Annotated in this window: 23 protein-coding genes and 1 pseudogene; 13 read left to right on the top strand and 11 right to left on the bottom strand. The window is 71.4% G+C overall.

Annotation, left to right across the window (positions count from 1 at the left end):
* Nucleotides 1-36: 36 nt before the first annotated feature.
* Nucleotides 37-2,145: a phosphate acetyltransferase gene (gene pta, locus IE241_RS14350; RefSeq protein ID WP_190022094.1), complete on the bottom strand. Its 2,109-nt coding sequence runs from the start codon at nt 2,143-2,145 to the stop codon at nt 37-39.
* Nucleotides 2,146-2,428: 283 nt separating this feature from the next.
* Between pta and IE241_RS14345 the strand changes: the two genes are divergently transcribed.
* The 3 genes from IE241_RS14345 to IE241_RS14335 all read left to right on the top strand — a co-directional run bounded on the left by IE241_RS14345 (nt 2,429) and on the right by IE241_RS14335 (nt 4,969).
* The gene (locus IE241_RS14345; RefSeq protein WP_190022093.1) at nt 2,429-3,454 is read left to right on the top strand and encodes an ATP-dependent 6-phosphofructokinase; all 1,026 of its coding nucleotides are present in this window, start codon (nt 2,429-2,431) and stop codon (nt 3,452-3,454) included.
* 250 nt (nt 3,455-3,704) lie between these two features.
* Nucleotides 3,705-4,070 (top strand): apotyrosinase chaperone MelC1, encoded by a 366-nt coding sequence (gene melC1, locus IE241_RS14340; RefSeq protein ID WP_190022092.1) that lies wholly within the window; start codon nt 3,705-3,707, stop codon nt 4,068-4,070.
* A 38-nt stretch (nt 4,071-4,108) separates the two neighbouring features.
* Nucleotides 4,109-4,969: a tyrosinase family protein gene (locus IE241_RS14335; protein WP_190022091.1), complete on the top strand. Its 861-nt coding sequence runs from the start codon at nt 4,109-4,111 to the stop codon at nt 4,967-4,969.
* A gap of 51 nt (nt 4,970-5,020) precedes the next feature.
* On the opposite strand, the gene IE241_RS14330 is transcribed toward IE241_RS14335, so the two are convergent.
* Nucleotides 5,021-5,443 carry a MarR family winged helix-turn-helix transcriptional regulator gene (locus tag IE241_RS14330; protein WP_229899232.1) on the bottom strand — a complete coding sequence of 141 codons (423 nt, stop codon included), beginning with the start codon at nt 5,441-5,443 and terminating at the stop codon, nt 5,021-5,023.
* 123 nt (nt 5,444-5,566) lie between these two features.
* Between IE241_RS14330 and IE241_RS14325 the strand changes: the two genes are divergently transcribed.
* Complete coding sequence (locus tag IE241_RS14325; RefSeq protein WP_229899230.1) at nt 5,567-6,106, top strand: allene oxide cyclase barrel-like domain-containing protein; 540 nt, start codon at nt 5,567-5,569, stop codon at nt 6,104-6,106.
* A 197-nt stretch (nt 6,107-6,303) separates the two neighbouring features.
* Nucleotides 6,304-6,930, top strand: coding sequence for an NAD(P)-dependent oxidoreductase (locus IE241_RS14320; RefSeq protein ID WP_190022089.1), 627 nt, complete (start codon nt 6,304-6,306; stop codon nt 6,928-6,930).
* A 156-nt stretch (nt 6,931-7,086) separates the two neighbouring features.
* Here the strand turns inward: IE241_RS14320 and IE241_RS14315 are convergent, their stop codons facing one another.
* The 4 genes from IE241_RS14315 to IE241_RS34955 form a co-directional block, all read right to left on the bottom strand.
* The gene (locus IE241_RS14315; protein ID WP_190022088.1) at nt 7,087-9,615 is read right to left on the bottom strand and encodes an ABC transporter permease; all 2,529 of its coding nucleotides are present in this window, start codon (nt 9,613-9,615) and stop codon (nt 7,087-7,089) included.
* Between the two features lie 132 nt (nt 9,616-9,747).
* Entirely contained in the window at nt 9,748-10,536 is a 789-nt protein-coding gene (locus IE241_RS14310; RefSeq protein ID WP_190022087.1) for an ABC transporter ATP-binding protein, read from the bottom strand.
* A 270-nt stretch (nt 10,537-10,806) separates the two neighbouring features.
* Nucleotides 10,807-11,805 (bottom strand): AraC family transcriptional regulator, encoded by a 999-nt coding sequence (locus IE241_RS14305; protein WP_229899228.1) that lies wholly within the window; start codon nt 11,803-11,805, stop codon nt 10,807-10,809.
* Nucleotides 11,806-12,026: 221 nt separating this feature from the next.
* Nucleotides 12,027-12,242 (bottom strand): DUF6255 family natural product biosynthesis protein, encoded by a 216-nt coding sequence (locus IE241_RS34955; protein ID WP_373300675.1) that lies wholly within the window; start codon nt 12,240-12,242, stop codon nt 12,027-12,029.
* A 383-nt stretch (nt 12,243-12,625) separates the two neighbouring features.
* On the opposite strand from IE241_RS34955, the gene IE241_RS14300 reads away from it, so the two are divergent.
* From IE241_RS14300 to IE241_RS14290, 3 genes and pseudogenes are all read left to right on the top strand, one after another.
* Nucleotides 12,626-13,453, top strand: a complete 828-nt coding sequence (locus IE241_RS14300) for a helix-turn-helix domain-containing protein (protein ID WP_190022086.1) — start codon at nt 12,626-12,628, stop codon at nt 13,451-13,453.
* Nucleotides 13,450-13,671, top strand: coding sequence for a DUF397 domain-containing protein (locus IE241_RS14295; RefSeq protein ID WP_190022085.1), 222 nt, complete (start codon nt 13,450-13,452; stop codon nt 13,669-13,671). The genes IE241_RS14300 and IE241_RS14295 overlap by 4 nt, the downstream gene beginning before the upstream one ends.
* Before the next feature lie 115 nt (nt 13,672-13,786).
* Nucleotides 13,787-14,041, top strand: a pseudogene (locus tag IE241_RS14290) (GNAT family N-acetyltransferase); the annotation flags it as partial.
* On the opposite strand, the gene IE241_RS14285 reads toward IE241_RS14290, so the two are convergent.
* From IE241_RS14285 to IE241_RS14275, 3 genes are all read right to left on the bottom strand, one after another.
* On the bottom strand, nt 14,031-14,717 hold the full coding sequence (locus IE241_RS14285; RefSeq protein ID WP_190022083.1) for a hypothetical protein: 687 nt from the start codon (nt 14,715-14,717) through the stop codon (nt 14,031-14,033). The pseudogene IE241_RS14290 and the gene IE241_RS14285 sit on opposite strands and share 11 nt — an antisense overlap.
* A gap of 1,159 nt (nt 14,718-15,876) precedes the next feature.
* Nucleotides 15,877-16,308: a hypothetical protein gene (locus IE241_RS14280; RefSeq protein ID WP_190022082.1), complete on the bottom strand. Its 432-nt coding sequence runs from the start codon at nt 16,306-16,308 to the stop codon at nt 15,877-15,879.
* An 89-nt stretch (nt 16,309-16,397) separates the two neighbouring features.
* Nucleotides 16,398-17,234: a carbohydrate ABC transporter permease gene (locus tag IE241_RS14275; RefSeq protein ID WP_229899226.1), complete on the bottom strand. Its 837-nt coding sequence runs from the start codon at nt 17,232-17,234 to the stop codon at nt 16,398-16,400.
* A gap of 269 nt (nt 17,235-17,503) precedes the next feature.
* Between IE241_RS14275 and IE241_RS14270 the strand changes: the two genes are divergently transcribed.
* Nucleotides 17,504-17,878: a hypothetical protein gene (locus IE241_RS14270; RefSeq protein WP_190022080.1), complete on the top strand. Its 375-nt coding sequence runs from the start codon at nt 17,504-17,506 to the stop codon at nt 17,876-17,878.
* Between the two features lie 47 nt (nt 17,879-17,925).
* Here IE241_RS14270 and IE241_RS14265 read toward each other — a convergent pair whose 3' ends face one another.
* Together IE241_RS14265 and IE241_RS14260 are read right to left on the bottom strand one after the other, a co-directional pair.
* Nucleotides 17,926-18,111 carry a DUF1737 domain-containing protein gene (locus IE241_RS14265; RefSeq protein ID WP_190022079.1) on the bottom strand — a complete coding sequence of 62 codons (186 nt, stop codon included), beginning with the start codon at nt 18,109-18,111 and terminating at the stop codon, nt 17,926-17,928.
* Between the two features lie 73 nt (nt 18,112-18,184).
* A complete protein-coding gene (locus IE241_RS14260; protein WP_190022078.1) occupies nt 18,185-19,618 on the bottom strand; it encodes a cation:dicarboxylate symporter family transporter in 1,434 nt (477 codons plus the stop codon).
* A gap of 218 nt (nt 19,619-19,836) precedes the next feature.
* On the opposite strand from IE241_RS14260, the gene IE241_RS14255 reads away from it, so the two are divergent.
* The 4 genes from IE241_RS14255 (at nt 19,837) to IE241_RS14240 (ending at nt 24,784) form a co-directional block, all read left to right on the top strand.
* Nucleotides 19,837-21,633: a sensor histidine kinase gene (locus IE241_RS14255; RefSeq protein ID WP_190022077.1), complete on the top strand. Its 1,797-nt coding sequence runs from the start codon at nt 19,837-19,839 to the stop codon at nt 21,631-21,633.
* The gene (locus tag IE241_RS14250; protein ID WP_190022076.1) at nt 21,630-22,328 is read left to right on the top strand and encodes a response regulator; all 699 of its coding nucleotides are present in this window, start codon (nt 21,630-21,632) and stop codon (nt 22,326-22,328) included. Before IE241_RS14255 ends, IE241_RS14250 begins: the two co-directional genes overlap by 4 nt.
* A gap of 132 nt (nt 22,329-22,460) precedes the next feature.
* Nucleotides 22,461-23,831, top strand: coding sequence for an extracellular solute-binding protein (locus tag IE241_RS14245; protein WP_190022075.1), 1,371 nt, complete (start codon nt 22,461-22,463; stop codon nt 23,829-23,831).
* Nucleotides 23,832-23,902: 71 nt separating this feature from the next.
* On the top strand, nt 23,903-24,784 hold the full coding sequence (locus tag IE241_RS14240) for a carbohydrate ABC transporter permease (protein WP_229899224.1): 882 nt from the start codon (nt 23,903-23,905) through the stop codon (nt 24,782-24,784).
* Nucleotides 24,785-24,872: the final 88 nt, after the last annotated feature.

The raw sequence follows: 24,872 nt of genomic DNA, 5'->3' as shown, positions 1-24,872 counted from the left end.
GGGACCGGGCGGCGGTCCCGTACGGCCGTACGGGCGTCAGACGGCGGGCGCGTCCGGCGCGGTTCCGTTCCCGGCCTCGCCCTGGGCCTGGATCGCGGAGATCGCGACCGTGGTCACGATGTCCTGCACCAGCGCGCCGCGGGAGAGGTCGTTGACGGGCTTGCGCAGGCCCTGCAGGACCGGGCCGACGGCCACGGCGCCGGCCGAGCGCTGGACGGCCTTGTAGGTGTTGTTGCCGGTGTTGAGGTCGGGGAAGATCAGCACGGTGGCCTTGCCGGCCACCTCCGAGCCGGGCAGCTTGGTCTTGGCGACCGCGGCGTCCACGGCGGCGTCGTACTGGATCGGGCCCTCGACCTTGAGGTCCGGGCGGCGCTCGCGGACGATCTCGGTGGCCTTGCGCACCTTGTCGACGTCCGCGCCGGAGCCGGAGGTGCCGGTGGAGTACGACAGCATCGCGATCCGCGGCTCGACGCCGAACTGGGCGGCGGTCGCCGCGGACTGGATGGCGATGTCCGCGAGCTGCTCGGCGTTGGGGTCGGGGTTGACGGCGCAGTCGCCGTAGACCAGCACCCGGTCGGCCAGGCACATGAAGAAGACCGAGGAGACGATCTGCGCGCCCGGCGCGGTCTTGATGATCTCGAAGGCCGGGCGGATGGTGGCGGCGGTGGAGTGCACCGCGCCGGAGACCATGCCGTCGGCCAGGCCCTCCTGGACCATCAGGGTGCCGAAGTAGGAGACGTCGGTGACCACGTCGTGCGCGAGCTCGACGGTCATGCCCTTGTGGGCGCGGGCCTTGGCGTAGATCTCGGCGAAGCGCTCGCGCAGCGGGGAGGTCTGCGGGTCGATGATCTGCGCCTGGGCCAGATCGATGCCCAGCTCGCCGGCGCGCTTGCGGATCGCGCCCTCCTCGCCGAGCAGCGTGAGGTCGCAGATGTCGCGGCGCAGCACCACGTCCGCGGCGCGCAGCACGCGCTCCTCGGTGCCCTCGGGCAGCACGATGCGGCGGCGGGCGGAGCGGGAGCGCTCGATCAGCTCGTGCTCGAACATCATGGGGGTGACGCGGCTGGAGCGGGCCACGGCGATGCGGTTCGTCAGCTCCGCGGTGTCCACGTGCCGCTCGAACAGGCCGAGGGCCGTCTCCGCCTTGCGCGGCGAGAACGCGTCCAGCTTGCCCTCGATCGCGAACAGCTCGGCCGCGGTCGGGAAGGAACCGCCCGGCACCGAGACGACCGGGGTGCCCGGGGCCAGCCGGTCCGCGAGCGCCAGGATGTCCGGACCCGGCTTCTCGTCCAGGGTCAGCAGCACGCCGGCTATCGGCGGGGCGCCGGCGCTGTGCGCGGCGAGGGCGCCGACGATCAGGTCCACCCGGTCGCCGGGGGTCACGACCAGGCAGCCCTCGGTCAGGGCGGGCAGGAAGACCGGCAGCATGGCGCCGCCGAAGACGAAGTCCTTGGCATCGCGGGCGAGCCCCGCGTCGTCGCCGAGCAGCACCTCGGCGTCCAGCTTGCGGACGATCTGCGCCACGGTCGGCGCGGAGAGCCCGGCCTCCTCGGGGAGGGCGTAGCAGGGGACGGGCAGGCTCGCCGAGAGGCGCTCGCCGACGGCCTCGCGGTCGGCCGGGGCGATCCGGTTGACGACCAGGGCGACGACGTCGCAGCCCAGGGCCTCGTAGGCGCGGTAGGCGTTGCGCGCCTCGGCCCGGACGGACTCGGCCGTCTGGTCCTGGCCGCCGACGACCGTGATCACCGAGGCGCCGAACTCGTTGGCGAGACGGGCGTTGAGGGCGAGCTCGTCGGGGAGCGTGGAGCCGACGTAGTCGGTGCCGAGCACCAGCACGTACTCGTAGTCGCGGGCGACCGCGTGGAAGCGCTCGACCAGCCGCGAGACCAGCTCGTCCGTGCCGCGCTCGGCCTGCAGAGCGGAGGCCTCGGCGTAGCTCATGCCGTGGCCGGACTCCGCGGACTGGCCCAGCCGGTAGCGGGACCGCAGCAGGTCGAACAGGCGGTCCGGCCCGTCGCCGTGGACGAGCGGGCGGAAGACGCCCACCCGGTCCACCTGACGGGTGAGGAGCTCCATGACTCCCAGCTCGATGACCTGGCGCCCGTCGCCCCGGTCGGTCCCGGTCACGTACACGCTGCGCGTCACGCGTGCTCTCCTTGCTCCATCGCCGTGTTCTTGGTGTTTTTTCGCCGTGTGCTTCGGCTTAAAAATTACCCGTTATGGTGGGCTTGACCTCTTGACAATACCTGCGCCCCTGGATAAGGCGCGCGTCAGCAGGCGGCAGCGCTCGCAGGAGCGGAGGCCGGCGGCCGGCGCGGCCCCGGGGTGCGTCGGTACCCATCGGACCGTGAAACAATCGGCCCGGCTCACATGTACCATCCCCTTACCTTCGGTAGGGGGGACCCCAGAGCAGGAGACACAGCACGCGATGCGCATCGGAGTTCTCACCGCAGGCGGCGACTGCCCCGGCCTGAACGCTGTCATCCGCTCGGTGGTGCACCGCGCGGTCGTCGGCCACGGTGACGAGGTCATCGGCTTCGAAGACGGCTTCAAGGGCCTGCTCGACGGACGCCACCGCAAGCTCGACCTGGAGGCCGTGAGCGGCATCCTCGCCCGCGGCGGCACCATCCTCGGCTCCTCCCGCCTGGAGCGCGCCCGGCTGCGCGAGGCGTGCGAGAGCTCCAAGGAGCTCGCCCGCGAGTACGGCATCGACGTGCTCATCCCGATCGGCGGCGAGGGCACCCTGACCGCCGCCCGGATGCTGTCGGACGCGGGCCTGCCGGTCGTGGGCGTGCCCAAGACCATCGACAACGACATCTCCTCCACGGACCGCACCTTCGGTTTCGACACCGCCGTCGGCGTGGCCACCGAGGCGATCGACCGCCTCAAGACCACCGCCGAGTCCCACCAGCGGGTGATGGTCGTCGAGGTCATGGGCCGGCACGCGGGCTGGATCGCCCTGGAGTCCGGCATGGCCGGCGGCGCCCACGGCATCTGCCTGCCCGAGCGGGCCTTCGAGGTCGACGACCTCGTGAAGATGGTCGAGGAGCGTTTCGCCCGCGGCAAGAAGTTCGCCGTCATCTGTGTCGCCGAGGGCGCGCACCCCGCCGAGGGGTCGATGGAGTACGCCAAGGGCGCCATAGACCAGTTCGGCCACGAGCGCTTCGCCGGCATCGGCACCAAGCTCGCCGCCGAGCTGGAGCGGCGCATGGGCAAGGAGGCCCGCCCGGTCATCCTCGGCCACGTCCAGCGCGGCGGCACCCCCACCGCGTACGACCGCGTCCTCGCCACCCGCTTCGGCTGGCACGCCGTCGAGGCCGCCCACCGCGGCGACTTCGGCAAGATGACGGCCCTGAAGGGCACCGACATCAAGATGGTGCCGATCGCCGACGCCGTCACCGAGCTCAAGCGCGTACCGGAGAGCCGGATGGACGAGGCGGAGTCGGTCTTCTGACCCTCCCTCCCCGCTCCTGAGAGTTTCCGAGAGCTTCGAAGAGGCCCCGCCGACACCGTCGGCGGGGCCTCTTTCGTATGCAGTCGTATGCAGCGGTATGCAGCCGCATATTGGCTCTATCTCGCCACATGTCCGGCTCTTCCCGAAGATCTGTTAAGTTCATGATCATTACGCCGGTCGGGGGGTCGGGGGAGCCCGACGGGCTGGACCTCCTGGTCGGAAGGAACGTTTCTTCTGAAGGGGGACCCGGGTGTCCGACCTCACCCGCCGCCGCGTGCTCGGCCGTACCGCCGCCGCTGCCGCCGCCATCGTGCTCGCCGGACCGGCCGTATCGGCCTACGCCGCCGAGAGCGGGCACGACCACCACGGCACCGGCTCCGGCCACCGGCCGTTCGACGAGATCTACGAGGGCCGCCGCATCGAGGGCCGGCTCACCTCCGGCAGCGGCGGCCACCACGACTTCGGCATCGCCGTCTTCGTCGACGGCCGGCCGCTGCACATCATGCCGCGCGGCGACGGCTGGATCAGCGTGATCAACCACTACGAGGTCTTCGCGTCGCCGTACGAGGTGACCCGCGCCGCCGTGCGGGCGCTGCGCGGCGCCAACCTCGTCTGAGCCACCCTGATCCCATTTCCGTAAAGGTCCACATTCTCATGGCAGTTCGCAAGAACCAGGCAAAGCTCACCAAGGCCGAGCGGCGCGACTTCGTGGAGGCGCTGCTGGAGCTCAAGCGCCGCGGCGGCTACGACAAGTACGTCGAGACCCACGACCGCTTCGTGATGAGCGACCTGGACGACCAGGAGCGCACCGGCCACGTCTCGCCGTCGTTCCTGCCCTGGCACCGGCAGTTCCTGCTCGACTTCGAGCGGGACCTGCAGTCCGTCAACCCGGCCGTGACGCTTCCGTACTGGGACTTCACGGTCAACCGCTCGCTGAACGACCCGGTCTTCGCCCCCGACTTCCTCGGCGGCAACGGGCGCGAGCGCGACGCCCAGGTCATGGACGGCCCGTTCGCGTACGGCGGCGGTCGCTGGCCGATCTACTTCAAGGTCGACGAACGCCCCTTCCTGATGCGGGAGATGGGCCGCAGCAAGACCACGCCCCAGCTGCCCACGGCCGCCACGGTCGAGGCCGCGCTGGCCGCCCCGTACTACGACGAGGCGCCCTGGAACTCCACCTCCAAGGCGGGCTTCCGCAACCTCGTCGAGGGCTGGGCGAACGGCAACACCGGGCCGCACAACACCGTGCACCGCTGGGTCGGCGGCCACATGAACACCGGTATGTCGCCCAACGACCCGGTGTTCTGGCTGCTGCACTGCTTCATCGACAAGCTGTGGTCCGACTGGCAGCGCCGTCACCCGAAGGCGCCCGCCTACCTGCCGGTCGAGCCGGTCAAGGACATCGTCGCCCTGAACCAGCCGATGAAGCCGTGGAGCGAGAAGGGGCAGCGGGTCACCCCCGCCGACATGATCGACCACAGGAAGTTCTACAGCTACGACACCGACGCCGCGTGACGTAGCCGTTGTCGCGAGAGGGCGGGCCGGGCAACCGGTCCGCCCTCGTCGCTATCCGGCGTCGCGCAGCGTCCGCAGGATCCGTTCGAGCGCGCGCCGGTCCGCCGTGGAGAGGCGGCCGCTGACGTGCGTGCGCAGGTGCGCCAGGTGCTGCTGGAGCGCGCGGTCCAGGGCCTGCTCGCCGGCTTCCGTCAGTACCGCGAGCGCGGCCCGCCGGTCGTCCGGGTCGGGGTCGCGGCGGATCAGCCCCGCCTCCTCCATGCGGTCCGCGAGCCGCGTGAACCCGCCGGAGCTGAAGGCGACCGCGGTCGCCAGATCGCTCATCCGCAGGGCGTGCCCGGGCGTGCGGCCCAGCCGCAGCAGCACCTCGAACCAGGTGTCCGGGATCCCGAGGTCCTCGTGGACCAGTGGCTTCAGGCGGCTGAACGCCTCCACGAACAGTCCGTACAGCGTCACGTCGTCGTCATGCAGCATGTGCTCCTTCACCTCACCAGGGTCGCAGACCATCGCCCGTACCGGCAGAACCTTCTCTTGCAGTATCTGCCGCAGCAGACATATTGTCTGCTGCGGCAGATATTTCGTCCGCCATGGATCATCATGGATCTCGCGACAGGCTGGAGTACGTCCATGCGCAAGCGCGCCCTTCCCGCCCTGGGTCTCACCGTTGCGACGGCCGGTGTCATCGGCGCCGCCCTCGCCATGAGCCCCGCCACGGCCGGTGCCGCCACGGCCTCCCCGGCCGGCCCGCGCTCTGTCACCATCGAGGCCGTCGAGAAGGGCACCTCGGTCAACTTCGTCGACGTCGCCCCGTCCGACTCGGCCCTCGGCGACCAGCTGATCGGCACCGGCGACCTCGTCGGCGCCGACGGCCGCAAGATCGGCACCAGCAGCTTCCAGGGCATCTCCACCGATGCCGAGCCGCGCACCGCCGAGATGCTGACCTTCGTCTACGACCTCGGCGACGGCAACAAGATCACCACGTCCGGCGCCGCCCGGCTGAACGCCCAGGGCCCGGTCTTCGACGAGCAGTTCGCCATCACCGGCGGCACCGGCAAGTACAAGAACGCCCGCGGCCAGGTGCGCGTCCTGCAGGAGACCGTGGAGCGGGCGAAGGTCACCTTCGACATCCAGCTGTGACCGCGTCCCGGCCGTGACGCGCGGGCCCGCCGCCCGCACCCGGCCGTGACTGCTGCCCGCACCCGGCCGTGACCGCCGCGACCTGCCGGCCGGTCGCCCCGCCGGCAGCACCCGGCAGCACCCGGCAGCACCCGGCAGCACCCGGCAGCAGCCGGCAGCCGCCCGACAGCCGCCCCGAACCCCTGGGAGAACCCCGTATGAACACCCCCGGCACCACCGTCAAGATCACGGTCCTCGGCGCCACCGGCATGGCCGGCAGCCGCATCGTGGACGAGGCGCTCACCCGCGGCCACGCCGTCACCGCCGTCGCCCGCCGCCACGACGAGCAGGCCCCGGCCCGCGCGGGCCTGCAGCGCGTGACCGCCGACGTGGCCGACCCCGTCCTGCCGCTGGAGGGCGCGGACGTCGTCGTCAGCGCGCTGCCCGCCCGCGTCGCCCTGCCGCTGCTCCCCGAGCTGACCGCCCGCGCGGCGGGCCGCCGCCTGCTCTTCGTCGGCGGCGCCGGCAGCCTGCGCCTGCCGTCCGGCGAGCGCGTCATCGACCAGCCCGGCTTCCGCGAGGAGTGGAAGCCCGAGGCGTCCGCGCACGTCGAGCTGCTGGACGCACTGCGCGCCCTGCCGGAGGACGTGGACTGGACCTTCCTCAGCCCCTCCGCGCTCTTCCTGCCCGGCGAGCGCACCGGCACCTTCCGCCTCGGCGGTGACGACCTGCTGGCCGGCGCCGACGGCACCTCGCGCATCTCGGCCGAGGACTACGCGGTCGCCCTGCTGGACGAGATCGGGACGCCGCAGCACCGGCGGCAGCGCTTCACCGTCGGCTACTGAGCGGGACGGCGAGGGGGCCTGAGCGGGGCGAGGCGGCACGGCACGCGTGAACCCCCGCCGGCCTTGTCGGAGGCCGGCGGGGGTTCGGCGAAGCGGGGGTCGCTCCGCGGGACGGGGCGCTCCCGCGGGGCTGACGGGGCGGCTCGCCCCGTCGTTCTACTGCGCCCCGATCGACTCCAGCATGTTGAGCTTCGCCGCCCTGCGGGCCGGCCAGACCGCGGCCAGGACGCCCACGGCGAGGGCGATCAGCAGGAACACCGCGATCCGCGCCCACGGCACGACCATCTCGTACTGCGGGAAGGACGAGCGGACCAGGTGGCCGCCGGACCAGGCGAGGAAGATGCCGACCCCGACGCCCAGCACCGCGCCGAACATCGCGATCATCACGGACTCCAGCCGGACCATCTGCTTGACGCCCGTGCGGGCCAGACCGATCGCGCGCAGCATCCCGATCTCCCGGGTCCGCTCGAAGACCGACATGGCGAGGGTGTTGACGACGCCGACGACCGCGATCACGACGGCCATGCCCAGCAGCCCGTACATCAGGAAGAGGATGTCGTCGATGTTCCCGGCCTCCGAGCGGCGCAGGTCCTCCTGGCTCTGCACCTTGATGAGCGGGTTGCCGCCGAGGGTCTCCTTGATCTTGGCGCGGAGCTCGCCGGCCTTGCCGGGGGCCGCCTTCACCAGCACCTCGTCGTCACGCACCTTCTCCAGGTGCGGGTCCACGAGGGAGGGGGTGGCGAGGACGGCGGAGACGACGTCGTTCTTGGCGTAGATCGCGGCGACCTTCGGGGTGGCCTTCTCGCCGTCGTAGAAGTCCATCGGCAGGGTCGACCCGACCTTCAGGCCGCGCTCCCGGGCGTACTGGTCGGACACCGCGACGGTGCCCTTCCGCACATCGGCGGGGGAGCCGCTGACGAACCGGATGTCCGCCACCTTGCCGAGCGACGCGACGTCCGCGGCGTAGGCGAGCGCGGGGTCGTTCGACGACTGGAAGCCGGCCGAGCGCAGCGGGACCACGGCGGTGACGCCGGGTTCCTTGGCGAGGGTCTTGGCGATGTCCGTGGAGAGGCCGCCGAAGTTCGCCGACGTGACCTTGTAGTCGGCCGTCAGGTCCTGCTGGCCCATCTTCGCGACGCCCTGGTCGGCGGAGACGGCGACCACGGTCAGACCGGTGATCAGGGAGAGGCCGATCATCAGCGCGGAGGCGGTCGCGGCGGTGCGGCGCGGGTTGCGCAGCGCGTTCTCCTTGGCGAGCTTGCCGCTGACGCCGGTCAGCCGGCCCGTCGCCTTCGCGAAGAGGTGGACGAACGGGCGCGAGAGCAGCGGGGCCAGGACGATGACGCCGGCCATGGTCAGCGCGGCGCCGGCCATGGCGATCTCCAGGCCGCCGCTGTCCTTCAGCGTGGTGACGTACAGCATGATCGCGACACCGGCGGCGGTCAGCACGGCCCCGAAGGAGTTGCGCAGCAGCAGGCCGCGGGGGGCCGGCGGCTGCTCCGCGGCGGCCAGCGCCTCCACGGGGGCGATCTTCGCGGCCTTGCGGGAGGGCAGCCAGGCGGCGAGCACGGTCACCACGACGCCGACGCCGAGGGCGAGCAGCACGGAGACCGGCTCGATGACCAGCGGCCCGTCGGGCAGGCTCGCCCCGGCGGAGTTCAGCACCGCGCGCAGGCCGGTGGCGACGCCGAGGCCCAGGACGAAGCCGACGGCGGAGGCGACCAGGCCGAGCAGCCCGGCCTCGATCAGCACCGAGCGCACCACCTGGCGGCGGGACGCGCCCACGGCGCGGAGCAGGGCGATCTCCCGGCTGCGCTGGGCGATGAGCATGGTGAAGGTGTTGGCGATGATGAAGACGCCGACGAAGAGGGCGATGCCCGCGAACGCCAGGAAGGTGTTGCGGATCGAGCTGGTCTGCTTGTCGATCATCTTCGACTCCTCGGCCGCCAGCTCCTTTCCGCTCTGCGTCCGGAAGGCGTCCTTGGGAAGCGTCTCGCGGACCTTGGCGGTCAGCTTCTGCTGGTCGGTGCCGGGCTTCGCGGCGACGATGAGCTCGCTGAACTGCCCCGGGGTGCCGAGGAGTTTCTGCGCGGTCGCGGTGTCGAACAGGGCGAGGCTGCCGCCCGCGCTCACCTTGGGGTCGTCGGTCTCGGCGATGCCGACGAGCTTCTTGGTCATGACGGGCCCGTCGACGGCCAGCCGGACGGTGTCGCCCACCTTGGCGCCCGTCTTCGCGGCGGTCTTCGCGTCGAGGACGATCTCGCCCTCGGCGGCGGGGCCCCGGCCCTTGACGATCGGGTAGCGGCTGTCCTTGCCGTTCACGCCGGGCACGAAGTTGGCGCCGAAGCTGCCCCACTCGCTGCCGGCGGGGTTGTTCTCCTTGTCGGCGACCATGACGGTGCCGCTCACGGACGGGCGTACGGCGGCCACGCCGGGCAGGGCGCGCACGGACTCGACCACGCGGGAGTCGAGGGCGTCCTTCTCCTTGAGGGCGGACCGGCCGGCGGTGACGGAGACGGCGACGTCGTCGAGGCTCTTGGCCATCTTGTTGCGGTAGGCGCTGTTGACGGAGTCGCTGAAGACGAGGGTGCCGGAGACGAAGGCCGTGCCGAGGAGGACCGCGAGCGCGGTCATCATCAGCCGGGTCTTGTGCGCGAGGAGGTTGCGCAGGGCGGTACGGAACATGGGAGTGGTCTTGTCCAGGGTTCGTGGGGGCGAGCCGGGCGGTGACGGGAGGGTCGCGCGGGCCGTGCGCGGGGCCGTGTGCGCGAAGGTCGCGCGCGGGCCGTGTGCGCGAGGGCCGTGCGGCCGGCCGTCTCAGCTCGTACGGCCCTTGGCGTCGAAGCGCTTCATCCGGTCCAGGACCGCGTCCGCGGTGGGCTCGCGCATCTCGTCCACGATCCGGCCGTCGGCGAGGAAGATCACGCGGTCGGCGTAGGAGGCGGCCACGGGGTCGTGGGTGACCATGACGATCGTCTGCTGCAGGGCCTGCACGGACTCGCGCAGGAAGCCGAGCAGTTCGGCGCCGGAGCGGGAGTCGAGGTTGCCGGTCGGCTCGTCCGCGAAGATGATCTCCGGCTTGGCGGTGAGGGCGCGGGCCACGGCCACGCGCTGCTGCTGGCCGCCCGAGAGCTGGCTGGGCCGGTGCGAGAGCCGCCCCGAGAGGCCTACGGTGCCGACCACCATCTCCAGCCACTGCTGGTCGGGCTTGCGGCCCGCGATGTCCATGGGGAGGGTGATGTTCTCCAGGGCGGTGAGCGTCGGCAGCAGGTTGAACGCCTGGAAGATAAAGCCGATCCGGTCCCGGCGCAGCCGCGTCAGCTGCCGGTCGCCGAGCGAGCCGAGCTCCACGTCTCCGATCTGCGTCGAGCCGGACGAGATCGTGTCGAGGCCCGCCATGCAGTGCATCAGCGTGGACTTGCCGGAGCCCGAAGGGCCCATGATCGCGGTGAACTCGGCGCGGCGGAACTCCACGGAGACGGAGTCCAGCGCCGTCACGCGGGTGTCGCCCTGCCCGTAGACCTTGCTCAGACCGGTGGCCCGGGCGGCGACGGCGGGGCCGGACGTGCCGACGGGGGTCGTGGGAAAGGCGGCCGCGTGGGACACGGGGTCTCCTCCGGGAGGTAGGGGAAGGGGGTCCGGCCATGGGCCCGCACCGGGAATCCCCGGGGACGCAATGGCCGGAATCAACTCCTCCAATTCTCGGCGGGCGGGCGGCGCCGGGCGTCAGCCGTACGGCCGGAAAGCCGTACACCTAAAAGGCCGACGGGCGGGGCCGGGCGTAGTCCCCCAGACGGACGACGTCATCCTCAGGACGCACGGGAGCCCCTGGAGGCTCGGGGCGCCCAGGGGCCCGGGGCGGGCTCTGCGGCGCGGCTACGCGCGCAGGGTGCGGGACGGCGGACGCCCGTACCGCCGCTGGTAGTACCCGGCGAAGCGGCCGAGGTTGTTGAAGCCCCAGCGGTAGGCCACCTCGGCCACGGTGACGCCGCCGTCACCGTGCGCCGCCACCAGCTCCTGGTGGGCCCGGCCCAGCCGGACCTCGCGCAGGTACCCCAGCGGCGTGGTGTCGACGTGCCGGCGGAAGGCCTCCTGCAGGGCGCGCGGGCTCACCCGCGCCGCCGCCGCGAGGTCGGCGAGCGTCAGCGGCTGGTCGGCACGCTCCTCGGCCAGCGCCATCGCCCGCCGCACGGCCGGGTGCGCGACCTCGCCCGGGCGCTGGGCGTCCACGCCCTCGGTGATCAGCTCGTGCGTCTGCATGAGGATCGCGGCCGTCGACTGCGTCAGGTGCCCCGCCACGAGCGGGCTGCTGCGGGCGACGCCCTCGCCGAGCACTTCCCGGTGCACGGCCGCCGAGATCCCGGCCCAGCTCCGGGCGGCGGCGGCCGAGGTGGTCCCGTTGAGCGAGAAGCGGGCCCGCAGGGCGCCCTCGACGCCGAGCGCGTCGGCCGCCGCCCGCTCCACCGTCTCCCGGTCGAGCCGGACGGTCGTCATCCGCGCGCCGGGCGCCCAGTGCACCTGGAAGGAGCGGTACGGATCGAGGACGTACGTCTGCCCGGGCCCCACGACCCGCTCCTCCCGCCCCGGCGACATCACCCGCACCCGGCCCCGTACCAGCTGGCAGACCAGCAGGTACGAGTCGAGGGGCTGGGGCGCGACGAGCGTCTCGGCGCCGTACTGCAGCCCCGAGACCGTGATGCCGGGAAAGCCGCCCTCCGCGTACCACGCGGAGAACTCCTTGGGGTCGCCGAGCACGCTGAGTTGATAAGGACTGTAGGCAGAGCTGATGATCTCCCTGGTCTCGTCGAGATCGTTGCTGAGGACGAGCGTGCGCATGTTGCCGGGGGCCTCGGGCCCCACGCCTGGTTCAGTCATCAGGGGCTTCCCTCGGGTGTCCGCGTATCCGGGACAGGTGCCGCGTTTGGCGAGTAGCCGATGGATGGCCCCGTTAGTACCGTTCCCCTTGTCCGCAGTCAAGGCGCGGGCCGGTCCCCACGGTTGTTTCGGGACAGGGCCCCGCCGGGGGGAAGGCGGGTCGTGGCCCTGGGTTCACGGGGGACATCCAGGGCCGGTCCCGCAGCGGGGGCGCCCCGCCGTCAGCGGACAGACGGCGGGGTCTTCGCGTGCGTCCGTGGCCCGACCCGGACTCCTGGCGTACCGAGCCGTGGGCAGCCCCAGTCCGTGACCGGAGCACTCTCCGGTACCGGCATCCGCAGTGCCGCGTAGGCCGTATGGCGCTCCGCGCCGCAGAGCCCGCACCGCTCCACCCCGTGCGACCGGAACCAGCCCGCCGGGTGAGCACATCGGCGCATCACGAGGCGCCCGGCCGTGATCCGGGTGGCCGCGCGCACGTCACGCACGGCCGTCACGAGTGCACCACCTTCTGATGCCGGAGGAATTCGGCATTCAGCGCGTGGGCCTCCGCGGTCCGGCCGAGGCATGCGGCGCCGTGGAATCGGACGCGCAGCTCGGCGCACCGAAAGCACCACTGCGTAAGGTCGATGGGCTGCCCAATGGACTCTTCCGGCCTGTAACCGTGCTCTACCTGCTGCTGTCCGCCCACGCGACTTGCCTCCGTCACATTCACTCCTTGGTGGGGGCGTTCCCTGTGTGCAGGTCCAGCGTCGCGGGCCGTACCTACGCTCGGCCAGGGATTCAATTCCCAACCAGGCGCTTGAGAAAAGGAGTTGCCGGGATGGCACGACCACCGCGCAAGCTGACACCGGACCGTTCCGCCCGACACCTCTTCGGCGCCGACCTCAGACACCAGCGGGAGGCAGCAGGCATGACCCTGGAGCAGCTCGCCGAAGCCGTCCGGTACAGCCGCAGCCATCTGGCCCGCATCGAGACGGCCGAACACGTACCGCCGCCGGACCTGCCGGGGAGGCTGGACGAGGTCTTCGGTACGGGTGAGCACTTCGCGAGGCTTTACGCGATCGCCCGGCACGAGGTCCACCCGGAGAAGTTCCGCAGGCGCATGGAGCTGGAGGCGCGAGCGCGGGTAATCAACGAGTTCGGCGGTCCCCTCGTGCCGGGACTTGTTCAAACCGAGGACTATGCACGGGCACTCTTCCGTGTCGGCAACCCGAAGGCCTCGCCGGACGAGATCGACGAGAAGGTGTCGGCCCGGCTGAGCCGACAGACGCTGTTGCAGGCAGAAGCGCCGCCAGATCTGTCCATGATTCTGGACGAGGCGGCGATCCGACGGCCCGTCGGGGGCCCGGCTGTCATGCGGCGCCAACTAGCCACCCTGGTCGAGCTCGTGGACACCGCAACGACTACTGTTCAGGTTCTGCCGTTCGAGCATGGGGAACATGCCCTGATTGACGGCTCGCTGACGCTGATGACGCTGGACGACGACACGAACGTCGCTTACGTGGAGGGCATCGGCATCGGCTTGCTGATCGAAGATCCGGAGACTGTCAGAGCTCGCCGCGGGTCCTACGATCTGCTGAGGTCCTATGCCTTGTCGCCGAGTAAGTCGGCGGCCTTCATCCGAGCCGCAATGGAGGCATTCTCGTGAGCGTTCACCTCAACTTCGCCCGAGCGGCTTGGACGAAGTCCAGCTACAGCAGCGTCGAAGGCGGTAACTGCGTCGAATGGGCCCCGGCCCTCGCTGCCGCCCACGGCATCGTGCCCGTACGGGACTCGAAGATATCCGGCGGCCCGGCGCTGGCCTTCGGACCGGGAGCGTGGTCGTCGTTCGTGGCCGCGGTGCGCGGCGGGGGCTTCCAGCCCTGACGGAGCGCGTGAAGGAGCAAGGGATCATCATCGAGCCCCTGGGCGGGGCGGCAGCGGCGCAGGCCTAGGACGCGTTCCGCCGCGTCTACGCCTCGGCATTCGCCGAGCCGCCTAGGACGGGCAGCGGACCTTCGGGCTGATGGAGCTCGCCGTACGTGCCCCTTGGTGCGGGCATGGCATCGCACGGCGGCTGCATGACGTCGTCCTCGAAGGCACCGGGGTGGAGCGTGTGCTGCTCAACGTCCTTCCCGAAGCCGAGTCGGCTCAGGCCGCATACCGCTCATGGGGGTACCGGAAAGTCGGCGAAACCCGCTCATGGGACGGGGCCGCGCTTCATGACGTGATGGTGCTCGACCTTGTCACTGGGTGACCCACGCCCAAGACGCGCCCTTCTTGAACTCGTCGGCGGTCGTCCCGGTCGCGCTCCAGGCGAGTCGGGCAGGCTGCTTCGCCCCGGCTTTCGCGATGTAGATCGAGCACTGAGTGCGGCTCTCGCCGATGTCCCAGCTCATGTAGACCGGACCCACCGGGCAGCCGCCCTCGCCGAAGCCCGAGTGGACGACGGGCCGATCCGCCGCCTTTTCGCCGTTCTCGTCGAGGATCACGGCACCGGAATTGAGGTCGGAATTGACTACGTCCGGCTTCCCTTCCTTCAGCGTGTACGTCACGTACACGAAGTACGGGGTGCCGCCCTCCAGCGTTCGATCGGCCTCGATGTAGTGGCCCTCCTTCAGCTGCTTCTGGGTTCCCTTGACGACCTTCGTGGCCGCTACCTGGAACTTTCCGCCACCGGAAACGCCGGGCTCGTACAGCCCCGGAGCCGGCTGGCCCATCGTCAACGCGGGGGTCCACTCCACCTTCGCGGCCGGGCTCTGCTTGCCGCTCCCGCTCCCGCTCCCACTCTCGCTCCCGCCCTCACTCTTCGCCGCACTCCCTTGGGAGGGACTTGCTCCCTTACCGCCGTCATTGCCACCGCAGGCGGTGAGCGCAATTCCCAGTGCGGCAGTCAATATCCCGTAGAGGACCTTCGAGCGGCGGCGATGCATTTGTTCTTCCTTCTTGCAGAAATGCCCGGCCCGGGGGAACGGCGGGCCGGGTGTGGCGAGTTCTCCTCTTGACCGCGCAAGCGCGTCATGTACATGCTATGCACTCCCGGCATGCTCACGCACCATGAGACCCGCCTCCGGGCGCACGCCCGGTTCCCGCGGCGGTGCCGGTTTCGGCCGGTTCAGGGGACGGGGACCGCCCGGCCGTCCGGGTAGATGTCGACCCCGCGTGAGAACTCAAGCCGGGAGTTCCGCGGATTTCCGCCCTCCTCCGACACCCCCGCCCTGGACTGGACACGGTGCGTCTCTCCCTTGATGTCCGGCAGGACGCAATTCCCCAGCGGGCTGGACCAGGTCTCCCCTGGATCGATCACGACATGGTCCTGAGGGAACGGCGACGAACAGTCGTACCGACGCTTCGTCATCCAGTACTCGACCCACACGGCAACGGCCACTTGGCGGCTGCTCGTATTCCATACGGTGACACCGAACTGCGCATTGCCGGAGAAACTCTTCGCATAGGTGCAGGGCTGGAAACTGACGCCCGTCATCCCGGGCGCCGGCGTCCAGCGGTTTCCGGCGGTGCACACCGTGCCGTCCGGGTAGGACTCACTCCACGTTTTGTGGCGTACTGCCGCAGACCGGCTGTCTTCTGCGCGAGACTCGGGAGCCGCGTCCTTCCCCTGCTCCGGGCCCGGGCCCGGAACCGTACTCGGCGCGGCCCCGGATTCAGGCCGTTCCGGCCCGGCTTCCGGGGCGGAAGAAGGCCGACCGCCCGCCGACGCCTTGGGGGACGCAGGGGTCGCAAGGGGCGTGGAATGCGCCGACGCTCCGGGGGCGGCACGAGTGGAACCTCCGGCCGCGCTCGTCCGGGCCGGCGATGACGGCAGCAGAGCCAGAGTGATCGCCGTGGCGGCGGCCGAGACGACTGCCGCGGCCGCAAGGAGAACCAACCGCCGCCTCGCGGGCCGCCCTTTGCCCTGCGGTTCGGGCGTCCGCCGGCTGCCGGCGTCCTCCGCGGGCCCGCCGGGCGGATAGACGTTGATGTCACCGCCACTGGTGATGTACTGAATCCCGCTGTCGTGCGCGGTGTTGTGCGCCGTGTTGTGCGTGGTGTCGCGCTGCTGCGCACCGGGGGATTTGTCACTCATCCCGGGACTCAGCCGTCGGTCGCGCCGCGGCCGACATTGATGTCGCCGCCCTGGGTGATGTACTGGATCGCACCTGCCTGCGCGGTGTTGTTCTGCACCCAGGACTGCTGCGCCGACGGCAGCTCGGCCTGTACTCGTTCGATCAGTTCGCGCAGCTCGTGCGCGGCCTCGGGATGTTCTTCGAGGAGGATTTCCAGCTGACCGGTCCAGCGGTTCCGCAGCTTGTCGCGCAACTGCTGCCGCCCGCCGTCGGCAGCCTGGGCGATCTCGGTGGCGGTCCGGTCGAGCCGCTCGATCGCGTACTGCTCCTGGTCGTGGTCTCCGCGCCCGAGTAAGCGTGCGACGCCTGCCCGTGCCGTATTCCAGGCGTCGGTCGCCGCCGCCCCCACCACCGCGGAGCCGCCCGCGGCTGCCAGACCTTCCAGCGCTTCCGTCAGCACCGGCACCTCCTTGTCGACCGGCCAACACATCCTTAGGGAACAACTCCCGGTGAACGGTGAGGTAACGGCCTGCCGCAGGATTCGGCCGGTCAGCCCTTGACCGCCGCGCCGAGGGCGAAGCCGCCGCCGAGGCGGCGGGTGATCAGGGCGTACAGCAGGATCACCGGCGTCGAGTACAGGATCGAGAACGCCGCGAGCTGCCCGTACGCCACCTGCCCGAAGTTGCCGAAGAACGTGAAGACGCTGACGGACGCCGGGAGCTGGTCGGGCGAGAGCAGCAGCATGAACGGCACGAAGAAGTTGCCCCAGGACAGCGCGAAGCAGTAGATCGCGACGACCCCGACGCCCGGGCCCATCAGCGGCAGGATCACCCGTACCAGCGCCTGCATGCGGCTCGCCCCGTCCGTCCAGGCCGCCTCTTCCAGCACGGCCGGGATGTCGTCCATGAAGTTCTTCATGAGCCAGATCGCGAAGGGGAGTTGGGCGGCGGCCATGAAGAGCGCCGTGCCGTACAGCGTGTCGACGAGGTCGACTCGTACGAACAGCCCGTAGACCGGCACCATGATCGCCGTGACCGGCAGGCACGTCGTGAACAGCACTCCCAGCAAATACGGCCGGTTCAGCCGGGACCGGAACCGCGACAGCGGGTACGCCGCGAGCGCCGCGCACGCGATCGTCACGGCCGTCGCACCGCCGCAGAGCAGCAGGCTGTTGAGCATGGGCGTGAACGTGATCTCGTCCGTCAGCACCGCGGAGAAGTTCTCCGCGGTCGCCCGCTCCGGCACCCGTACGGAGAGCCCCGCCCCGGCGTCCACGGACGCGAGCAGCAGCCAGACGAGCGGCACGGCGAACCCGGCGACGACGGCGAGCAGCGCGGCGTCGGCGGCCAGGCGCTGCCGGGTGCGGCGGGCGAGGAGCGGGCGCATGGCACCTCCGGGCGGGGGTGGGGCGGGGAGTGCGGGACGTGCGACCTCTCGGGCCTTACGGGCTCTCATGTCGTGAATTCCCCCGGGAGTCCCGTCGACCCCTGAACGCGGAGGTTTTCCCGGTTGCGGAAACGGGACCGTTCCGGGACGGATCCGTCGAGGACCGTGCGGCAGAGTTCTCCTGCGCCAAGATCGTTTGGATCGACCCGATCGGACCTGATCGAGCCGATCGAGGCGGACCACACAGCAGATATTCAGGGGGAACACCGATGAAGATGCGCAGGAAGATAGCCACCGCCGCCGTGACGATGGCCGTTGCGGGAGCGGGGCTCGTCGCCGGGACCGGTTCGGCGTGGGCCGGGTCGAACGGTCAGCAGCTGCAGCTCGACGACGCTTCGGGCATGGCCCGCTCCGTGATGGTCAGCGGCGAGAACCAGTACGGCCAGTGGACCGACAAGTGCTTCAACGTCAGCCCGGGCTCGTCCACCCAGCTCAGCGGCTGGTGGTGGAAGGGGAACACGTACATCTCCGTGTCCTCGGCGCCCAACTGCTCCGGCGGGTACTTCTACAGCCGGTCGGTGAAGGTCAACAAGGAGCAGAGCTGGAGCGACTACCAGGTCGTCTCGGCCCACTACAACAACTAGAAAGGACGGCGGGCCCGGCCGGATGCCGGGCCCGCCGGGCCTACCGGCTACGACTGCTCGCCCCAGACGACGGCCTGAGCGACGATGACGCGTTCCCCGTCGAAGGTGAGCGAAGGCCCTCCGTGGAGCCGGTAGCCCAGTGCGAGCGTCTCGCTCACGCGGTGGCAGAACGCGGCATCGTCCGGGCCGGTCAGGACGCGGTAGACGGGCATGCCGTCGGGCGGTGTGGTCACGAAAGCGAGCATGCCATGCTCACGCGGCGCGGAACTCGTTGCCCTCCGGGCCCTGAAGGACGGCTTCGTACCGTCAGCCCTTGACCGCCGCCGGCTCCTTCGGCTCCCCGGGCGCCTCCGGCTCCGGCAGCGCGCCCTGGCCGTGCTCGTGGCCGCGCTCGTGGCCGTCGCCGACGCCGTGGCCGTGTTCGTCCGCCGCCAGCGTCGTCTCGTCGAACGGCAGCCGCCCGGCGAGCACTTCGCCCGCCCGCTCCTTGTCGATCTCCTTGGTCCACGTGCCGACGAGGACCGTCGCCACCGCGTTGCCCGCGAAGTTCGTCAGGGCCCGCGCCTCGCTCATGAAGCGGTCGATGCCGACGATCAGGCCGACGCCGTCGACCAGTTCGGGGCGGTGGGACTGCAGGCCGCCCGCGAGCGTGGCGAGGCCCGCGCCGGTGACGCCCGCAGCGCCCTTCGACGCGACGATCATGAACAGCAGCAGGGAGATCTGCTGGCCCAGGGCGAGCGGCTTGCCCATCGCCTCCGCGATGAACAGCGACGACATCGTCAGGTAGATGGCCGTGCCGTCGAGGTTGAAGGAGTAGCCGGTGGGCACGGTGATGCCGACGACGGGCTTGCTCACGCCCAGGTGCTCCATCTTGGCGATGAGGCGCGGCAGGGCGGACTCCGACGACGACGTCGACAGGATCAGCAGGAACTCGCGTCCCAGGTACTTCAGCAGCGCGAAGATGTTCACGCCCGCCACCAGCCGCAGCAGCGTGCCCAGCACCACGATCACGAACAGCACGCAGGTGACGTAGAAGCCGATCATGATGACGGCGAGGGACTTCAGGGCGTCGACGCCCGTCGCGCCGACGACCGCCGCGATGGCGCCGAAGGCGCCCACCGGGGCCGCCCACATGATCATGGCGAGGATGCGGAAGACCAGCTTCTGGATGTGGCCGATGCCGCGCAGGACCGGCTCGCCCGCCGTACCCATCGCCTGCAGGGCGAAGCCCGCGAGGAGGGCGACGAGCAGGGTCTGCAGCACCTGGCCGCCGGTGAAGGCGGAGACCATGGTGGTCGGGATGATGCCGAGCAGGAAGGCGGACGTGGACTCGCTCGCGCCCTTGGCCTGCGCCTCGCCCGCGTGGCGCACCGTCTCCGTCAGGTGCAGCCCGCTGCCGGGCTCCAGGATGTTGCCCACCACCAGGCCGATGGCCAGCGCGACGGTCGACATCACCAGGAAGTAGCCGAGCGCCAGGCCGCCGACCGCGCCGACCTTCGCGGCCTTCCGCACGGAGCCGATGCCCAGCACGATCGTGCAGAAGATGACCGGCGAGATCATCATCTTGATCAGGTTCACGAAGCCGGTGCCGAGCGGCTTGAGCTCGACCGCGACGCCCGGCGCCGCGAAACCGACCGCGATGCCGGCGAGGACGGCCGCGATCACGGCCAGGTAGAGGTAGTGGGTCCGGTCCGGCCTGCGGCGCGCCTGGCCGGCCGGTGGTGCTGCCTGTGCCGTCACGGATGTCTCCTCGTGGGTCGCGGCTCTGGGCGCACTGCATCGTCATCGTCCCGGCACGTGAGCGGATGCAGGTGCGTGCAGGCGGATGCAGAGCAACAGTCTGGGGGAGCCCCTCTCTCCCGACGAGTGGGGCTCCGGTGACTATGCACGGCTCTGTGACCGTGGTCACCCTTATGTGCATTACGTTCACGGGCGCGGCCCGGTGCACACTGTCCGCCATGCGCAGACCCCGCATCCGCCGCCCCCGCAGCCTGGCCGGCCAGCTCTTCGCGATGCAGATCGTGCTGGTCACCTTCGTGGTGGCCGGCTGCGCGGCCTTCGCGTACGTCGCGGACCGCGGCCAGGCCGAGGATTCCGCCCGCCGCGAGGTGACCGCCGCGGCCGTCGCCGTGGCCGCCTCGGCGTCCGTACGGGACGCGGTGCGCTCGGCCGACCCGCCCGTGATCCTCCAGGCGTACGCCGAGCGCGTGCGCAACGACACCGGCGTCGACTTCGTGACGATCATGAGCCCGGACGGCATCCGCTGGACCCACCCGGACCCGGAGCGCATCGGCGAGCCCTTCCTCGGCCACACCGGGCCCGCCCTGCAGGGCCGGACCTTCTCCGAGACGTACACCGGCACCCTCGGGCCGTCGGTCCGCGTGGTCGTGCCCGTCATGGACGGCGACCGGGTCACCGGGCTGGTGAGCGCGGGCATCACCGTCGACGCGATCAGCGCCGAGATACGCCGCCAGCTGCTGGCCCTGCTCGGCGTGGCCCTCGGCGCGCTCGCGCTGGGCGGGGCGGGGACCTACCTGCTCAACGCCCGGCTGCGCCGCCACACGCACGGCATGAACGCCACCGAGCTGAGCCGGATGCACGACTACCACGAGGCCACGCTCCACGCGGTGCGCGAGGGGCTGCTGATGCTCGACGGGCAGCACCGCATCGCCCTCATCAACGACGGCGGCCGCGAACTCCTCGGCCTCACCGGCGAGGTGATCGGCCGCCGCGTCGACGCCCTGGGCCTCCCGCCCACCCTGACGGAGGCGCTGCTGGCCGACGGGCCCCGCGTCGACGAGGTCCACGCGACCGCCGACCGCATCGTCGTCCTCAACACCTCGCCCGTCTCCGGCGGCGAGCGCCACGGCACCGTCGTGACCCTGCGCGACCACACCGAACTCCAGGCGCTCTCCGGCGAGCTGGACTCCGTGCGCGGCTTCGCGGAGGCCCTGCGCTCGCAGGCGCACGAGGCGGCGAACCGGCTGCACGCCGTCGTCTCCCTGATCGAGCTGGGGCGCGCGGACGAGGCCGTCGAGTTCGTCACCGCCGAGCTCGAACTCGCCCAGGCCCTCACCGACGAGGTGGTCGGCGCCGTCGCCGAGCCCGTCCTCGCGGCTCTGCTGCTCGGCAAGGCCGCCCAGGCCAACGAGCGCGGCGTCGAGCTCGTCCTCGCCCCCGACACGCACGTCGACGACGGCCTGCTGCCGGCCCACCTGCCCGCCCGCGACCTCGTCACCGTCCTGGGCAACCTGGTCGACAACGCGGTGGACGCCGCCGCCGAGGAGGCCAACCGCAGCGCGGCCGAGGTCCGGCACGCGCAGGTCACCGTCACCCTGCGCGCCGACGCGGACGAACTGCTGCTGCGCGTCGGGGACACCGGGGCGGGAGTGGCGCCCGAGGCGATGGAGGAGGTGTTCCGGCGCGGCTGGTCGACCAAGTCGCCGGGCAGCGCGCCGCACGGCCGCGGCCTCGGTCTCGCGCTCGTCCGGCAGGCCGTGCGCCGCAACGGGGGTACGGTCTCCGTCGCCGGTGCACCGGGCGGCGGCGCGGAGTTCACCGTCCGGCTTCCCCTGCGGACCCCGCAGCCCGCGGAAGGGCCTGCAGCGGCCGCGCCTGCAACACCCGCGCCCGCAACGCCTGCGCCTGCAACACCCGCGCCCGCAACGCCTGCGCCTGCAACACCCGCGCCCCCGACGCCCGCAGTACCCGCCTCACCCGCCCCACCCGCCGTACGGACCGGAGTGCCCTCATGAGCAGACCCGCCGACCCCCGGCCCATCCGCGTCCTCGTCGTCGAGGACGACCCCGTCGCCGCCGACGCCCACGCCCTCTACGTGGGGCGCGTCCCCGGCTTCACCGTGAGCGGGATCGCGCACTCCCTGGGCGACGCCTCGCACTTCCTCAAGCGGACGCCCGTCGACCTGCTCCTGCTCGACCTCTTCCTCCCCGACGGGCACGGCCTGCAGCTGCTGCGTTCGCTGCGCACCGCCGGGCATACCGCCGACGTCATCGCCGTCACGTCGGCGCGCGATCTGACGGTCGTCCGCGAAGGGGTCTCGCTCGGTGTCGTGCAGTACGTCCTGAAGCCGTTCACCTTCGCCACGCTCCGGGACCGCCTCACGCGCTACGCCGAGTTCCGCTCCGTCGCGGGCGAGGCCAGCGGGCAGGAGGAGGTGGACCGCGCGTTCGCCGCACTGCGCGCCCCCCAGCCGGCCGCCCTGCCCAAGGGGCTGAGCTCCGCCACCCTCCGGTCGATCACCGATGCCCTGCGGTCCGCAGGGGACGCCGGCCTGTCCTCGGGTACGGCGGCGACGGCCGTGGGGCTCTCCCGGATCACCGCCCGCCGCTACCTCGAACACCTGGTGGCGTCCGGCCGGGCGGTCCGTACGCCCCGCTACGGCCAGATCGGCCGCCCCGAACTGCGCTATCACTGGCAGAGCCGGCCCTGACGCGGTCCCCGGGAGCTCCGACCCCGGGCCGACGCGTGCAAGCCGCACCGAACGGGAACGTACGACCTCAGGAAGGTGCAGCCCGCCGCGGCCCTGTCCCGGGCGCCGAGGCCTGCCCCCAGGAGGTCGCCCGTGCGCCCCACCGCTCCCGTGCTGCTGACCGCCGCGGCCCTCGCCGCGGCCTCCCTCACCGCCTGCGGCGGGGGATCCGGCGGCGATCCGGACACCGTGAAGATCGCCTACCAGCGCACCACCGACAACAAGACCCGGATCATGGACGACTACCTGGCCGGGATCAAGAGACAGTTCGAGCGCGCGCACGACGGCAAGAAGCTCCAGCTCGTCCCCGTACAGGCCTCCCAGGCCGACTACTACGCCAAGCTGCAGCAGATGATGCGGTCGCCGAAGACCGCGCCGGACATCGTCCGCGAGGACACCTTCCTCATCAACTCCGACATCAAGGCGGGCTACCTGCGCCCGCTGGACGACAAGCTGGCCGGCTGGAAGGACTGGGGCCGGTTCGCCCCGGCCGCGAAGGCGGCGGCGAAGGGCGAGGACGGCAGGACGTACGGGGTGCCGGACGGCACCGAGACCCGCGGCCTGTGGTTCAACAAGGAGATCTTCGCGCGGGCCGGGCTGCCCGCCGACTGGCACCCGCGCACCTGGAACGACGTGCTGGACGCGGCCCGTACGGTCAAGAGGAAGGTCCCCGGCGTCACTCCGCTCAATGTGTACACGGGCAAGGCGCCGGGCGAGGCCGCCACCATGCAGGGCTTCGAGATGCTCCTGTACGGGACGGGCGAGGACCCGCTGTACGACCCGGCGGGGCGCAAGTGGGTCTCCGGGAGCCGCGGGTTCCGTGACGCGCTGGAGTTCGTGCGGACCGTCTTCGCCGACAAGCTCGGCCCGGACCCCTCCGACGCGCTCGACCTCAACGTCGACAACCGCGTCGCCACCGACTGGCTGCCCTCCGGCAAGCTCGCGATCGACCTCGACGGCTCCTGGCTCGGCAAGTACTGGCAGCCGGACGGCTCCAGGCCCTGGCCCGAGTGGACCTCGGTGATGGGCCGGGCGCCCTTCCCCACGCAGAACGGGGCGGAGCCCGGGGCCGTCAGCCTGTCCGGCGGCTGGACGTGGTCGGTCAGCGCCAAGTCCGGCAAGGCGGACCTCGCCTGGCAGGTGATCGAGACCCTGCAGACGACGGACAACGCGACCGAGTGGACGGTGCGCGACGCGCAGATCGCCGTACGGGACGATGTGGCGGCCTCCCGTAAATACCTGACGTCGATGCCCGGCGTCGACTTCTTCACGGCACTGGTGAAATTCACCCACTACAGGCCGGCGCTTCCGGTCTACCCGCAGATCTCCAGCGCCATCCGCGACGCGATGGAGGCGGTGACGACGGGCGACGCCTCCGTGCCGCGGGCCGCCGGGCGCTACGACGAGGAGCTGAAGTCGATCGTCGGCGATACGGGAGTGACGGCGCGGGAACGGGCGCGGTGAGCGGGGCGGCCGCACCGGAGGGCCGCAGCCGCAGCCGACGCCGTCGCCGTCGCACGGCGAGGGGCCGGGCGGTGTCGCGCCGGCTGCCGGCGACGAGGGCCCGGGGCGCGTTGCGCTGGCTGCCGATCGCCCCCGCCAGCGCGCTCCTGCTGCTCTTCCTCGCCGGGCCCGTCGCCTACTGCGTGGCCGTCGCCTTCACCGACACGCAGCTGACGGGGCAGGCCTCCGCCTCGTTCGTCGGCTTCGCCAACTTCCGCCGGGCCTTCGCCGACGAGGGCTTCCGCCACGCGGTGGTGCTGACGCTCCTGTTCACCGTGCTGTCCTCGCTCGTCGGCCAGAACAGCCTCGGCCTCGCCCTCGCGGGCCTCATGCGGCGCGCCTCCCGGCCCGTACGGACGCTCACGGGCGCGGTCGTGATCGCCGCCTGGGTGCTGCCGGAGATCGTGGCCGGCTTCCTGCTCTACACCTTCTTCAACCGGCGCGGGACGCTCAACGCCGTCCTGGAGTGGCTCCATCTGCCCACCCAGAACTGGCTGTTCACCCTGCCGATCCTGGCCGTGTCCTTCGCCAACGTGTGGCGCGGCACGGCCTTCTCCATGCTCGTCTACTCCGCCGCGCTCGCGGAGATCCCGCAGGAGATCACCGAGGCGGCGGAGGTGGACGGCGCGAGCGGCCCGCGGCGGCTGTGGCACGTCACGCTGCCCATGATCCGGCGCTCCATCGCCACCAACCTCATGCTCAACACCCTCCAGACGCTGTCCGTCTTCGGGCTGATCTGGGCCATGACGCGCGGCGGCCCGGGCGACCGGAGCCGGACGCTCCCGGTCTACATGTACGACCAGGCGTTCCTGAAGTCGCTGATCGGCTACGGGACGGCGGTGGCGCTGCTTCTGCTGCTGGTGGGGGCGCTGTTCTCGGTGGTGTACCTGCGACTGATGCGGGAGGAGGTGTGAGACCGCCACCCCCTCCCGCGTCGGGATCCGCACCTCCGGCGCCGGGGTCAGCCCCTCCCGCGCCGGGGTCCGCCGTCAGCCGTCCGCC

The sequence above is a fragment of the Streptomyces hiroshimensis genome, assembly GCF_014650335.1.
In the GTDB taxonomy this organism is placed as follows: Bacteria; Actinomycetota; Actinomycetes; order Streptomycetales; family Streptomycetaceae; genus Streptomyces; species Streptomyces hiroshimensis.
The sequence above is the reverse complement of the archived record's forward strand: the minus strand, read 5'-3'. Positions and strand labels throughout refer to the sequence as shown.

Bases quoted from the DNA above. Each gene is read 5' to 3' on its own strand.
- IE241_RS14345 (WP_190022093.1), top strand. From the start codon at position 2,429: ATGCGCATCGGAGTTCTCACCGCAGGCGGCGACTGCCCCGGCCTGAAC.
- IE241_RS14335 (WP_190022091.1), top strand. From the start codon at position 4,109: ATGGCAGTTCGCAAGAACCAGGCAAAGCTCACCAAGGCCGAGCGGCGC.
- IE241_RS14330 (WP_229899232.1), bottom strand. From the start codon at position 5,443: ATGCTGCATGACGACGACGTGACGCTGTACGGACTGTTCGTGGAGGCG.
- IE241_RS14325 (WP_229899230.1), top strand. From the start codon at position 5,567: ATGGATCTCGCGACAGGCTGGAGTACGTCCATGCGCAAGCGCGCCCTT.
- IE241_RS14320 (WP_190022089.1), top strand. From the start codon at position 6,304: ATGAACACCCCCGGCACCACCGTCAAGATCACGGTCCTCGGCGCCACC.
- IE241_RS14315 (WP_190022088.1), bottom strand. From the start codon at position 9,615: ATGTTCCGTACCGCCCTGCGCAACCTCCTCGCGCACAAGACCCGGCTG.
- IE241_RS14305 (WP_229899228.1), bottom strand. From the start codon at position 11,805: ATGACTGAACCAGGCGTGGGGCCCGAGGCCCCCGGCAACATGCGCACG.
- IE241_RS34955 (WP_373300675.1), bottom strand. From the start codon at position 12,242: ATGCGCCGATGTGCTCACCCGGCGGGCTGGTTCCGGTCGCACGGGGTG.
- IE241_RS14300 (WP_190022086.1), top strand. From the start codon at position 12,626: ATGGCACGACCACCGCGCAAGCTGACACCGGACCGTTCCGCCCGACAC.
- IE241_RS14285 (WP_190022083.1), bottom strand. From the start codon at position 14,717: ATGCATCGCCGCCGCTCGAAGGTCCTCTACGGGATATTGACTGCCGCA.
- IE241_RS14275 (WP_229899226.1), bottom strand. From the start codon at position 17,234: ATGCGCCCGCTCCTCGCCCGCCGCACCCGGCAGCGCCTGGCCGCCGAC.
- IE241_RS14270 (WP_190022080.1), top strand. From the start codon at position 17,504: ATGAAGATGCGCAGGAAGATAGCCACCGCCGCCGTGACGATGGCCGTT.
- IE241_RS14255 (WP_190022077.1), top strand. From the start codon at position 19,837: ATGCGCAGACCCCGCATCCGCCGCCCCCGCAGCCTGGCCGGCCAGCTC.
- IE241_RS14250 (WP_190022076.1), top strand. From the start codon at position 21,630: ATGAGCAGACCCGCCGACCCCCGGCCCATCCGCGTCCTCGTCGTCGAG.